Source organism: Enterococcus sp. LJL98, from assembly GCF_054871745.1.
In genome coordinates, this window is the sequence record NZ_JBTXLU010000001.1 from 544,057 (window position 1) to 558,653 (window position 14,597).

At 32.1% G+C, this 14,597-nt stretch carries 9 protein-coding genes; all 9 read right to left on the bottom strand.

Annotated elements, in window-relative coordinates; translation table 11 throughout:
• Positions 1-8: 8 nt before the first annotated feature.
• Positions 9-2,558, bottom strand: coding sequence for a CDP-glycerol glycerophosphotransferase family protein (locus tag ACYSNO_RS02515; RefSeq protein ID WP_461729482.1), 2,550 nt, complete (start codon positions 2,556-2,558; stop codon positions 9-11).
• 4 nt (positions 2,559-2,562) lie between these two features.
• Positions 2,563-3,300 (bottom strand): WecB/TagA/CpsF family glycosyltransferase, encoded by a 738-nt coding sequence (locus tag ACYSNO_RS02520; protein WP_461729483.1) that lies wholly within the window; start codon positions 3,298-3,300, stop codon positions 2,563-2,565.
• Positions 3,293-4,381 (bottom strand): CDP-glycerol glycerophosphotransferase family protein, encoded by a 1,089-nt coding sequence (locus ACYSNO_RS02525; RefSeq protein WP_461729484.1) that lies wholly within the window; start codon positions 4,379-4,381, stop codon positions 3,293-3,295. Before ACYSNO_RS02525 ends, ACYSNO_RS02520 begins: the two co-directional genes overlap by 8 nt.
• Positions 4,382-4,837: 456 nt before the next feature.
• Positions 4,838-5,335, bottom strand: a complete 498-nt coding sequence (locus ACYSNO_RS02530) for a hypothetical protein (RefSeq protein WP_461729485.1) — start codon at positions 5,333-5,335, stop codon at positions 4,838-4,840.
• Positions 5,336-5,350: 15 nt separating this feature from the next.
• Positions 5,351-6,142 carry a DUF6270 domain-containing protein gene (locus ACYSNO_RS02535; RefSeq protein ID WP_461729486.1) on the bottom strand — a complete coding sequence of 264 codons (792 nt, stop codon included), beginning with the start codon at positions 6,140-6,142 and terminating at the stop codon, positions 5,351-5,353.
• Positions 6,143-6,176: 34 nt separating this feature from the next.
• Positions 6,177-8,036 carry a GW domain-containing glycosaminoglycan-binding protein gene (locus tag ACYSNO_RS02540; RefSeq protein WP_461729487.1) on the bottom strand — a complete coding sequence of 620 codons (1,860 nt, stop codon included), beginning with the start codon at positions 8,034-8,036 and terminating at the stop codon, positions 6,177-6,179.
• Positions 8,023-11,535 (bottom strand): bifunctional glycosyltransferase/CDP-glycerol:glycerophosphate glycerophosphotransferase, encoded by a 3,513-nt coding sequence (locus ACYSNO_RS02545; RefSeq protein ID WP_461729488.1) that lies wholly within the window; start codon positions 11,533-11,535, stop codon positions 8,023-8,025. The genes ACYSNO_RS02540 and ACYSNO_RS02545 overlap by 14 nt, the downstream gene beginning before the upstream one ends.
• A gap of 528 nt (positions 11,536-12,063) precedes the next feature.
• On the bottom strand, positions 12,064-13,362 hold the full coding sequence (gene asnS, locus ACYSNO_RS02550; RefSeq protein ID WP_461729489.1) for an asparagine--tRNA ligase: 1,299 nt from the start codon (positions 13,360-13,362) through the stop codon (positions 12,064-12,066).
• A gap of 44 nt (positions 13,363-13,406) precedes the next feature.
• The gene (locus ACYSNO_RS02555; RefSeq protein ID WP_461729490.1) at positions 13,407-14,597 is read right to left on the bottom strand and encodes a pyridoxal phosphate-dependent aminotransferase; all 1,191 of its coding nucleotides are present in this window, start codon (positions 14,595-14,597) and stop codon (positions 13,407-13,409) included.

Consider the following 14,597-nt stretch of genomic DNA (forward strand, 5'->3'; position numbering starts at 1 on the left):
CACTCCTGTTAATCTTGGTATTTAGTATGGCACTCCCCTAGAACCATTTGACAAAAATCCGTCATAGATTCTAAATTATACAAGTTAGAATCAAACTGGTGAACTGGAATTTGACCTGAAAGAAAACGTTCCATTCCATCAACCAGCCCCTCTATTGTATTCTCTACTAATGACTGTGGGTAATCTTTTAAAACACTTTTATTTCCTACAACATTTGTACCTATGACACATTTCCCAATAATCATTGCTTCAAGTAGAACCAACCCTTGCCCTTCATAATTAGATGATGAGATTAAACAGTCACATAAATTCATAATCACAGCTGGGTTAGGTAGGTAGCCATATAACATCACAACATCTTCTAATCCTAGATTTTGAATTTCTAATTGTAATTCTGACAAAAGAGGACCATTACCTACCATAAATAAACGAATATTAGCATTTTTTTGATAAACAATAGAAAAAGCCTTTAATAAGCTTATATAATTTTTTTCTGGTGATAATCTCCCTACAGATACAAAATTAACAGTTTCAATTGCTGGTGCAATAATACTAGTAACTGTCTGAACACCAAACTGATCAATTGATTCTGAGTACGGCAAACGATATTTATTATCGATTTTTGAGAAGATATTTTTCCCTTCATTAATATGTCTAGTTTCTTCGATACTCTTTATAATCTGGTTAGAGTCAATTACATTATTTATATATATCATTTTAGATTTGTTCAAAATGAATTGTGATAAATCGTTCCTATTTCTCTCATTGCTACTTTCTGACACGGAAACAATTCGATCAAAAAGATTATATATACTGAAAATAACATTTAGATCTTTCTTATGAATGAAGTGCCCCCTTATTTTTTTTTCATATTCTTCCATCATAACACTATGCAAGTAAATTGATTTTCTATTAAATTCTCCAAGCCCAATTAAAGTGCTAAAGACTTTATTATATCCTCCAAAATCAATTGCTATACTTGGTTTTAAATTTCCTAAAACTCGCTTAAGTTCCCACTGCGTATCCTCAATTAAGGTCTTCTTAGAAAGAAGACGATGATTCCATCCTTTTTGAAAATACAAGTTTTGATTGTACGAACTTATAAAGGTTCGAACAGTATTGGAGAATAAAAAGATCAACCTCGCTCTAGAATCTAACTTCTCTATGTTCTCTTTTTTTCCATCAGGCATATTCGTTGACTCTATGATTACTAGCTCATATTTTTCGTAATCAATTTCTTTCGATAAATTGATTATTGAACTAGTAATCCCATTATTATATAAACCACCTGAATAAAGAAGAATCACTTCTTTTTTCGAATCAAATTTGATACATTCATGTTTTAAAGAAATCTTGTTTAAGATAGCAGCGGTACTTCTCTTGGACGCCTGGCCATCATCCATATAACAAAATGATTGTAGAAAAAAATCAATCTTTTCAGAATATCTTTCTTGATAGTCATTCACTTCCACTGTTAAATCCAATAACATTGAATCAAGGTTAAGATAAACACCGCCTGGTAATTGATCAATATCTAAATAAAATCCTCTTGTACTCTCATATTTTTTTTTGTCTGGTATATAAAAATAGATTGGTCTTTTTAGGGATAAATAATCAAAGAAGATACTTGAGTAATCCGTAATTAAACGATCTACGCACGAGAGTAATTCATTCGTATCTACCCAATTCGGAACAACTTTATCTTTTAGTCCCATCTCTACAAAATAATCATAAATAAAATAATGTGTCTTCAAAAGGACTTGGTATTCTGAAGAAACATTTTCTTGAATTCTACGAACTTCATCAATTAACGCTATCAAGTCTGCCTCTGTTGTTTCTTCATTTGTCTTTTTCCAAGTTGGCGCGTATAAAATAATTTTTTTATCCAAAGGCATTTGATATTTTTCTTTAACTTCTAATGGTTCTAAAAAATTTAAATCTACCCTAGCATTCCCGGTAACAAAAACTTGTCCCTTAAAAACTCCAGAAAGATCATGGCTCTCTAGTAACTTTTCTGCAGTAAACTGATTTGGCATTAACAATATGTCTGTTTGCAACAAATTTCTTTGAATATTTTTATGTGCATGTATAACAGCATTTTTAATATCTTTCCCCAAAGTTTTTAATGGTGTTCCATGCCAAGTGTTAATATATTTTTGATCTTGTTTTTTTACAAAATAAGGCATGAAAGAAGTATCATTTACTAAATACTCACATGTAGCCAACATTTTATAATATTTCCAACTTTCATATTCGATAATTTCGACATTCTTAAACTCTAGGTACTTCGTCATTTGGTTATTACTTTTTTCTATACTTACCCAATAATAATGACCATCAGGATTATCTTTGAGTAATTGTTTAAAAATTGCATAAACATTTCCTGTAGTACTCACGGCATGATAAGACTCTAATAAAAAGGTATTCTTCTTTATTTTTTTATATTTTAAATATCGATAATACCTAAAATTTTGTCTAATCCTTTTATTTCTAATTATCTCTATCAGTGGCTTTAGCAGTAGTATTAAAAAATTTTTTATTTTTTCTTTTCTATTCATATTGTCACCTCTTTTGTTTTTTCCATTTCCACTGTAAACTTTTTATAATAAAAACTGGCAATTGAAAAATACGACTAATTCGTTTTGGATTGCTAATTGAGCGATATAACCATTCCAAGTGATAATTAATATAAAACTGAGGTGCTCTCTTTACATGCCCGCTAAGAACATCAAAGCTGCCACCGACATCCTGAAAAACTTTAACATCCAATTTTTCATAATTTTGACTTAACCAAATTTCCTGTTTAGGTACTCCCATGGCAACAAAAAGGAAATCTGGTCTTTCTTTATTAATTATCTTTACAATTTCTTCATCTCTCAAGGTAGTGTACCCATCAATTCCTCCGGATATTTTCAAATTAGGATATTGTTGTTTTAAGTTATAGAGCATATCCTCCAATACTACGGGACTAGCACCATAAAAAAAAGCACTTTTATAGTGTTTATTTCCATATTCTAATAGTTTAACCATCATATCAAAACCTGCTACACGTTCTGTTATTGAACCTCCAGTCAGTTTAGAAACTAGTACAATTCCAATTCCATCTGGAATTCGATGTGTACTAGTTTTTATAAATTCAACTACTTCTGGATACTTTTTGGATTCCAATACCACTTGTGGGTTTACACTTACAATCGTCATTTTTTTATTTGACTCATTCAGATTTTTTTCTAAGTCTTCAAGTATTATCTCATATGTAATCTTATCTACGGGCACCCCCATGATTAATTCGCTAGTCATTATATTCATTCATCCATTCAATTAATTGTTTATGTGAGTTTCCTTTGGCATATTCATTCCATCTTTCATTAAATATCTCCATCGAAAACTCTTTCATTGAGTATATTTCCCTAATTAACTCTACTTCTGTTGTTACAAGCACTCCTGGAATCCACTCTAAAAAATCATCTTCAATACCTACTTTATTCTTATAATCTATAAAATCAGGACAATAAAAAATCATTCTTCCCTTAGGATTAGCTAAAGAGTATTCAAAAGGAATTGAGGAATAATCCGTAATCAGACAGTCGACGGATGGCAATATTTGTTTTAATTCAAAATCTTCTAGTTTGGTTATCACACCTGGTATATTAATGAACGATTTATTTTTTTCTACATCATGTGGGTGTAACTTCACAAGTATACACCAGTCCTTACTTAATTGTTCCAAAGTTTCTTTTGTCAATACAGCAAAATTCCCCATATCTTCTCGATAAGTTGGCGCATATAATAATACCTTTTTATTTGTATCTATTTTTTGTATAAATCTTTTCTTGTCTTCATTCAACAATTTTTCATCAAAATAATAATCTGTCTGAGGATAACCAAAACTCAAAATCCGAATAGATTCTTGAAAATTCTTTTCGAATATCCTTCTCATTTTCTCAGAGCTTAGGACATAATCTGTAAATGTACCATATACTTTTTTATATCTCTTTTTATCACATCTTGATTTGTTAGAAACATATTTTGCTTCTAAACCAAATTTTTTTATTGCTCCATTTGCATGCCACAATTGGATAACTCTTGTTCTGGCTGTCAGAGACATTCCTGCAAAAAAAGCAAAATAATTATCTGCTAAAACAATTTTGGTTCCTTGAATACTGGGAATAACCTTTTTTAATAAGACAAAGTAGCTTTCGATTGGATAAACTTTAAGTCCCCTAGACTCAAAGTGTTTAGCTAATGTTTCACTATTTCTTGTATAACAAATAATTAATTTTTCGGCATATTCTTCGTACAAATACTCTAAAATAGTATTACTTGTTTCAGGAAAGCTTAATAAAAAAATTATGTTGTTATTTTTCTTTTTACTAACCATCGATGAAACTTTTATCCCACATAAATATAACTCTTTAAAAAATAAAACTATACTATTTCTAATAATTGCAATCGCACCTTTCTTGTTTTATGTACCCTTTTTGTCATTTTTAAGATGAACCTTCTCAATTTGTACCCCATTTTTACAAAATGGCCTACTGTGTTTACCAGAAACAACTGATAAAAATTACTGACCATAGTATAGCATTAAAAAAAACAAAAAAACAACCAACACTATGGAGTACTTTTCAGAAGCAATCACAAGATGTTAGCTATTTTTTTGTTTCTACCAATTAATTCGTATCGTTCAGTATTAACAACGGAACTAGTATTAAAAACCTACACAGCATTCCCTATTAAGGAGTCTATCCCGCTATTTTTTTAAACTTCTTTCCAATAAAAAATTCTTTTGATTTTAATTTCTTCTAACCATTCCAATAATTAATCAGAAGTTGACTTAATGCACACGAATAATATAATTATGATTCACTGAATTAATTACCTCAGATTCCTCATTATTATCCTTGTATTGGACAAATGATATATGGTGTAATCCTTCAGTCGTTGAGGTAACAAGTGTATTCAAGGGAATCTCTATGTTTTTATTTGTTGGCATTTTTTGCATAATCAAAGCAGAATCAATATAAAAGAATACTTCTAAATTTGTTTCGAATCCTGACAATTCTGCTTGAATGCTTGTATCTAATAAAGAATCTGTATCTCCTACAAAGATAGGAGTCCCTTTTTCAAAATCATTGGCGATCAGCTGGACATGTGCTTCTCCTATATTTTTTTCCTCAAAGTCTGAATTACTTTCGGGTAAGAAATAGTCCTCTATCTTTCCATCCGTCTGAGATTCAAAGTTACTCTGATTTTCTGCCTCATCATTCACTTTACAAGAAACTAGTACAGACATGATTAAAAGACTTCCTATAAATAGTTTAGTTTTTCTCATCAACTCATATACCTCCTACCAAAGACCTAGCATCTCTTTTAATTTTCTAAATATATCCGTGTAATATGTATTATTATAATGTACGTAAAACAGTCCCCAAGGATGAGATGAACTACAATAATATTCTTTCATATCAAAATCAATAGCTTCTAATTGATACTTTTCAATTGCATATGTATCAAATAACTCCCATATTAAGTTAAATCGGTGAATATGAAATTCGCTCCATTTATCTGGTAATTCATCTGATAAAACTTTGAATTTTTTCTCTTTTTCATCAAAATATTGATTAGAAAATCGAGCCTTATTAATAATTACTCGACTATTTGGTAAATGAAGCGAAACGTATTTCATAAATAAATCGAAACTCTCTTTCCATTTTGAAATAAACTCCAGACTATTATTATAAACAGAGTATTCATTAAAAATATCTAACTGTCTAAACACGTTCAGTTTCCTATATTGCCATATTTTATTAGTAATATGCGTTTTCTTCTGTACCTCTTTAACCCCATAAAAAGCATCTGTATAAAAATCCAATAAAATAACATCTGGATTTGATTCCTTTAGTGCTTTCAAATAGCTCTTATCCATATCTTGAATAAAAACTTTTTTATAAAATGGGCTAACAGGACCTTCTAGTTGTTCCACATCAATATCAATAACTTCTGACATTAGTGAAATAACACTTACATGTTGCTGGTCACTAACAACATTAAAAAACATTTTATGATCCGCTACAAATTGCTGATTGAAAATATCTCTTGAGACACAACTTCCCCAAACCGATATATTTATTTTATCCAATTTTTAATTAATTCTCCTATACTTAGCGTGTAAATTACTTAACCAAAACCATTTTTCGTCCTTTAATATTTAAATAGTTTTCAACTCGATTCTCACTAAACCATCGTCTTCCCATTGATAAGTTACCGTATGCAGGATCTTGCACTAAAAATGCTCCATCTTTATATCCCATGAATATCATAACGTGCGTAGTATTGCTGTTACTCACATCACTTAAACCTACTCTCCCCCAAAACATAACTGGATTTCCTTTTTTTAGTTCTGTCTTTACAAATTCTAAGGATTGACCTGTTATATTTTCTGTATTTCCACCAATCGAGTTCATAAATTTCGATAAGCCTACCGGTGAAATCACCGCTTTAAAATCATTGTAATTCCAAGGACTGCCGATTTGGCCGATATCAGGATTGGAATGATGAAGAGGTAAGTTATTATAGAACCACGTCAAATTTTTATCCATCGCAATATTCTTCGAGTGCAAAACAGTATAGGCTGCACATGCCGCACAACCTGACGGGGCGTATCCTGCAGTATTAATTTGGTTCGCCCAAACTAATGGAACGACATGTTCATTGTGTAGATCTGAAAAACCTCCATTATTAATCCATCCAAGTGTTTTTCCATACGATTTCACTTGATAATAAACACCATAATTTGTTTTAGCTTCTGAAATAATTTGAAGATTTTGATTATAATAGTTACTAGTATTTCCCACTGATTTCGCACCATATAAATAAGGACGATCCCAAATTGTCCAGTTTTTCTTACTTAAACGCTTCATTGGAATAGACACTGATTTGTTATATTCTACGTTATCTCCCAACGTTGTTCCTTCTTGTTTTACCCACCCTACAAATTGATAGCGACCATTTTTTCTAGCCCACATTTTATAGTACAAACCATAATTTGTTTTAGATTTTCTAGTAAATAATAACGTTTCATTTTGATATTTTGTCGTATTAGAAACACTATTGGTGCCTGGTTTATAAGGTTTTTCCCAAATTGTCCAGTTTTTCTTGACTATTCTCCCATAAGTATTTGGTATTAATTCTCCAGACATCTCATTAATTGGCAATATCTTGTCTGAGAGACCTGACTCGTTAAACCATCCCAAATAATTGTATCGGTTATTCTTATAAATCCAAATTTTTGCGTAAGTGCCACTATTTGTTCTCGCTCTCCTAGTGATTAAGACTTTCTCATTTAAATATGACTTTGTATTCGCTACAGATTTTACTCCTGTCTGGAAAGGTCCACTCCAAACATCCCAATTATTCTTTGTAATATAACGATAGGTATTCGGAATTAGTTCGCCTTCTCTACTATAAAATGGATCGATTGAATCTAAACCATTCTTATTTATCCAGCCTAATTCAGTTCCATTTTTTGAAAGTGAAATTAAGGCATAAATATTATCTCCTTTTTTTCCTTCTCTAGAGATGGTAACAGTTTGATTGTAAAACTCTGTTGTTTTTCCAAGTGATTTAGCTCCTACAACATAGGGCTGATTCCATAAATCCCAATTATTTTTCACAATTCTCAATTGATAAGTTGTTACACTCTCGCCATAATCTTCGTATAAAGTCATTGGAGCTATTTTTTCAATTTCGTCACTCGAACTGGAGGTTAATTCCTCTTCTGAACTATGGATAAACTCTTCAGTCGATTGACTAGATATTTCTTCAAAATAACCAGAATCAACTTTTGAGTTACTGTCTTTGATTAGACTACTATCAAAGAATTCACTTGATTCTTCAGAAACACTTGTTGTTGTCATGGTATCAGATTCGTAGTCACTTGTTTTTGTTTCTTCGCTAGAAAAAACAACTGTTGCAGATGAGTAAAAAAAACACAAACTTATAAGGGGGATAAAAAATATTTTACATTTTCTCATGTTTTACTTCTCCTTCTAATAAGACTCTTTTTAAAATTAATGATGACGATTGTCCTGTTTCATATTGATTGAATTTTTCACGAAATTTCTGTCTAGATAAGTAATACTTTTGTTCATATGCAAACATATCTTGTAAACTTTGTACTAATTCATCTGTGGTAGAACACAAGCGACCAGGGGCTTCTTCTTCAAAGTCTAAATACATCCCTCGTAGAACATCGCGATAATATTCTAAATCATAAGTAAAAAATAGTATCGGTTTGTTTAAATTTGCATAATCAAACATTATTGATGAGTAATCTGTTATCAACACATCTGTGATTAGTAACAGTTCTTGAACATCTGGATAATTACAAACATTGATAACAAAATCTTCAACATTCGATAAATCTAAATTTTTAGCCACAAAATAGTGCAGTCTCACGAGCAGTACATAATCATCAGCTAACTCATCACGCATTTTTTCTATATCTAATTCTAAATTAAAACCATTTTTAGTTCGATACGTAGGTGCATACAAGATTACTTTTTTATTTTTAGGTATTGAAAGTTTTTCGTTCAAAGTCTCTTTCAAACGCTCTGTTTCTTGCGACTCGACAATCAATAAATCATTTCTAGGAAAGCCAAACTCCAACATTTCTCCTTCAAATTCAAACACTCGTTTTGAAATATCAGTCATAAACGAACTTGGAGATACTAGGTAATCCCAACGTTTGTGCCTTGTTCTAAATCCTTCTAGTTTTTGGGGAGTATTAACTTCGTTTGCTACATCTAACCCCATTGTCTTTAAAAATGTGCCATGTAACGTTTGAACTTCAATACTTTTTTCTCGTTTTAGATATTCTGTTGGCCAATTAACATTATTAAAAAAATATCTAGACCTCGCTAAATAGTAATAATACTTCCAACTATTTCTCTTTACTCTTTTCCCAACACCTTGAATCTCAGTATAAGGATTATTAAAGCTCCAAATACCAACCATGTTAGGATAATCGATAATCATTTGTTCATAAATCGCTTTAGGATTACAACTATAAGATCTTCCCCAATAGGATTCAAACATTACATAATTATTTTTTTGAGGCAATCGCATCATTAATGGATAAAGATAATCTTTTAGTATCTTCATTCGACGAGGTCCCTTATCAAAATAAGATTTTTTTAACCATGTTTTCAGTTGTAATTGATGAGAACCCGTTTTTGTTAAGTCAAAATAGTTGTCTTTAATCCGAAATTGCTTCTTGCCTAAGGTATTCAAGTAAATAACTTCTTGCTTAATTTTTTTTCCTGAAATTTCTAATTTTTGGAAAAATTTCCATGAAGAATTACCAAATTTCGATAATCTATTTTCGTTGATATCTATCTGATAATGTATTCTATACTCTTCTCTCTCTTTTTTTACTTCTGACGGTAAAACATTCCACATACTGCCATCATTCTCTCGAATAATTTCTAATTTCACATTTGATAAATTCTCTTCTACTGGGTAATCCAATATTAAATCTATGTATTTTTCCTTCTTATTGATTGTCTCCAAATTTAACGAGTTTACCTTAGGATGAATCCCCTCACTCCTAAATATCTTCAGTAATTTATTCCTTGTTTTTTCGAAAAATATATCAAAATTATCATAAATCTCTGATGCTGATTCGATGCTATCAGATACTTTTAGTTTCACTTCTTTCTCATCGGCTAGCAAATATATATAAAAACTTTCCTTTTCAGGAATTTCAAATAGCAAAGACACATCAAACAAGGCGAAAAAACAACTGTTTTTATAGGTTATTGTTATTTTTTTTGAAAGGTTTAACTTAAAATTTTTCAATAATAGTTCTTGATATCTCTTTGACACCGTCTGCCCTTCAATTAATACTTGATCACCTTGTAATTGAATACGTGTTATTTCTCCACCTAATTCTGATGACGATAGTTTTAGTCGCCAGAACCCATCGTATGATACATTATATACAACATTATTAATTACTTGATCCTTTGGTCTCACCTTAACTCCCTTAACAGGAGAACCTAAATAGATTGTCTGTTTAGTCCCAGCAGTCTCTACTGTCAGCACAATATTACATTCTTCTTCCAGTATTGATTTTATTTCTTTATCATTGAAATCAATTTTTATTACAAAAGAAGAATAGTCATAATTTACATAGCGTTTCAACAAATATTCTTGTTTGCCGCCGCCATAAATCTGAGTAATATTTCGATCTTTTTTTAAGTTAGTAGGTAATTTTTTTTCTCTACCTGTTGAAGAACAAACTATTTTTGCTTCTATTTGAGTATTTTTATTTGTATTCAAGTATTTTAAAAATGCAAAGCCCTTTATTTTTAAAGTATTATTCTCCCAGGAAACATGTTGAGTTTTAGATATTGGTAAAATATCAGAATTCATTTTAACGTCTTCTTTGGTTAAGTATTCTTCAAAATCAGTTTTAGATATCTCTTTATATACATTGTTACCTAATTGTATTGTTTTTAAGGAATTAAATTGATTTGAATGATTTATTAAATGGAATAAACTTTTTTTATTTTTATCTATTAATAATTGATATTTTAATCTCAATATTACAGGTAATCTAGTTTCAAAGACATCAGTTTTCATATTAGATACATAATTTTTTACTGCCTCTGAAAAGTAATCAAAATACAGGTCATCTGCGTCTCCTAGTTGATCTAAAAATAACTTCAAATCCAGGGTTAATTCTTTCAGTTCTTTTTCTTCTAAAAATTCCTTTTGACTTATATCTGTTTCCTCTAGTATCTGATTAAATAAAGTCATTGCTGTAATTCTATCCAACATATTTTTATTATCTACCCTAGATTGAGTAATTGATTTATTTGTATCATCTCTTAATTGCCATTTATAAACGTAATCAAGAATAATATTCGTATTTTTCGATTTCACGTGAGCCTTCATATTAAAAGGGATATCCTCATATAGAATTCCTTCTGGAAATAAAATGTTTTCTTTATGTAAAAAGGTAGTTTTAAACAGTTTATTCCACGATGTTGTATCAAATAACAAAGGATGGTATTTAGAAATATGAGTACCTTCCATTTCGTTAGAAAAAATCTTCTTATGTAAACCACTTAAGAAGAAAGGTTTTGTAGTATTGAATCTTGATACATTACCAACGACAATATCAGCATCATTTTTTTGAGCAGAATCAATTAAAAGCTGATAGGCATTTGGATATAGTAAATCATCACCATCAAGGAAAGTAATATAATCAGATTGAGACTTCTTAATAGCAATATTTCTTGCTGCACCTGGGCCAATCTGGAATTCCTCTATCAATTCAATGTTATCGTATTTTTCTTGATATTTTTTTATAATTTTTTTTGTTAAATCTATCGAACCATCATCTACTATTATTATTTTCAAAATAATATTTTTATTTTCTTGAACCATTAAACTGTCCAGTGTCTCTGATATATAACGTTCAACATTATACACTGGCATTATTACGGTAATACTAATTTTCTTCAAGTAAATCCTCCTAGAACTTTCTCTCTTTAAATCAATGTTAGTTACATAATTAAACACAGAATAATTCAATTGTACCATGATGCTCCAGCTTTGCATTAGTTTTTTTACTTTTTTAACGGGTTATTCATTTCAATGGTATATTTTATTAAAATATTCTTTTCAAAAAAAGTTCAATTATTTTTGTAGTTATCTCTAAAAGCCAAATTTTTAAAATTCGGTCTCTTACATATGTCTTTAAACTGAGTGTTATATGACAAATTGAGCTATTTTTTGGGAGTCAACAAGGTTTCCAGTTCCATTCCTTTTTTATACATTTATTAATAGTAAATACATTTATCAATTATCTATTTAATTTTGCCAAACTATTAATGAGAATTTTCTTATTTCAAAGGCCCGAAAAATCCTCATAGATATATTATCTAGATAATTGTTCATTTTGAAATATTTTCACTTCCAATTTAAAAATAGCGACCTCAAAAAGTTACATTTTTGAGGTCGCTTCGTCTTTCAAAAATTGACTGGGCTTTTTTATGGATAAATTCGATTCAATAAGCGTGGGAATGGACTTGCTTCTCGAACGTGTTCAATACCTGAAATCCAAGTCACTGCGCGTTCTAAGCCCAAACCAAAACCAGAATGTGGAACCGTTCCATATTTACGTAAGTCGAGGTACCAAGAGTATTCTTTTTCGTCTAAACCGAATTCGCGAATTTTTTCTAAAACATATTCGTAGTCCGTCGCTCGCTCAGAACCACCAATGATTTCACCATAACCTTCTGGCGCAATCATATCTGCACAAATCACGACGTCTTCTCTTGTTGGATGAGGTTTCATGTAAAAAGGTTTAATTGCTTTTGGATAATTCAAAATAAAGACCGGTTGTTCAAACGAATTGGCAATGAATGTCTCATGTGGCGAGCCAAAATCATCGCCCCACGTCACGTCATCAAAGCCATTTTCATTTAATAAAGTCACAGCGTCATCATACGAAATGCGTGGATAAGGTAGTTGTGTGTACTTCTCTAACACTGCGCGATCGCGTTCTAAAACATCTAAAGCGTAGTCACAATTATCCAGTACACTTTGAACTAAAAAGGCGACATATTCTTCTTGAACGACTAAACTTTCTTCTTGTGTTGTAAATGCCATCTCAGGCTCCATCATCCAAAACTCAATTAAATGACGGCGTGTTTTTGATTTTTCTGCTCGGAAGGTTGGACCGAAAGAAAAAACTTTTCCAAAAGCCATCGCTGCTGCTTCTAAATACAGTTGCCCAGATTGAGATAAGTAAGCATTTTCGCCAAAATAATCTGTTTCAAATAAATCCGTTGTCCCTTCAGGAGCAGAACCGGTTAAAATCGGCGGATCAATTTTCACAAAATGACGCTCGTTAAAAAATTGATAAGTCGCACGAATGATTTCATTACGAATTTGCATGATTGCATGTTGTTTTGAAGAACGTAACCATAAATGGCGATGGTCCATTAAAAACTCGGTCCCATGTTCTTTCGGTGTAATTGGGTAGTCATGACTCTCACCAACGACTTCAATGCCTTGAATACCAATCTCATAACCAAACTTTGAACGGCTATCTTCGCGGATTTCTCCAGTAATCATCACTGAAGTTTCTTGGTGAAGATTTTTTGCTAATTGAAAAACAGCCTCATCTACTTCACTTTTAACCACAATTCCTTGGAAATAAGCCGTTCCATCTCGTAATTGTAAAAAAGCAATTTTGCCGCTTGAGCGTTTGTTCGCTACCCAGGCACCAATTTGTACGATCTCACCTAGGTGTTTTTTTGCATCGATAATTTGAATTTGTTCCACTTGTGTCTCTCCATTCTATAATTTAAACCTTCGTCAAAATTGTATTACTTTTGACGCTTTTTTTCAACAAAAGCTTTTATTCGACCCACTGCTTCTTCGAGTGTATCCCAATCGCTCGCATAGCTGATTCGAATATTTTCTGGTGCACCAAATCCAGCACCGGTGACTAAGGCTACGTGAGCTTCATTCAGTAAGTCTTCCGTAAAATGAGTCACGTCGGTATAACCACATAGGGCCATCGTTTCTTTAACATTTGGAAAGAGATAAAAAGCGCCTTGCGGTTTCGCACATGTAACGCCAGGAATCTCTAATACTAAAGGATACAAACGATTCAAACGATCCTCAAAAGCTAAACGCATCGTCTCAACCGAGTCTTGTGGCCCCTTCAAAGCTTCAACCGCTGCATACTGGCTCACAGCAGTCGGATTACTGGTTGCTTGCGAAGCAATGTTCGTCATTGCCTCAATTAATTTTTGGTCGCCGACTGCAAAACCAATCCGCCAACCGGTCATCGAATAGGTCTTTGAAACACCATTGATAATCATCGTTTGACGGCGAATGGTATCAGAAATTGTCGCAATTGGAGTAAAAGTGGCTTCTCCGTAAACGAGACGTCCATAAATATCATCTGCAATAATTAAAATATCATGTGCAACTGCCCATTCTCCAATCTCTTGCAACTCGTCTTTGGTATAAACCATTCCCGTCGGATTGGAAGGGGTATTTAAAACCAACGCTTTGGTTCGCACCGTTCGTTGATTTTCCAATTGTTCAACGGTCACTTTCAATTGATTTTCTTCCTGTCCTTGGACAAAAACCGGCAGCCCACCTGCTAACTGAACTTGGTCCGCATAACTGACCCAATAAGGGACGGGAATTAAGACTTCATCCGCTTCTTCTAGAATCACTTGAAACAAAGCATACAAGGCAAACTTGGCCCCATCTGTCACTAGTGTTTCTTTTGTCGAATAAGTCAGCCCATAATAAGTTTGAACATAATCCACCACCGCTTGACGGAGTTCTGGAATTCCCGCGGTTGGCGTATAAAAACTCGCTTTGCCCGATTGAATCGCGTCAATTGCTGCTTGTTGAATGTTTTTTGGTGTCGGAAAATCGGGTTCTCCTAAAGTCACGCTTAAGATATCTAGCCCTTGTGCTTTTAACTCCTTGGCCTTAGCAGAAGCAGCCAAGGTCACGGATGGTTTTAATTGCTTTGCTCGCTTTGATAGTTCCAT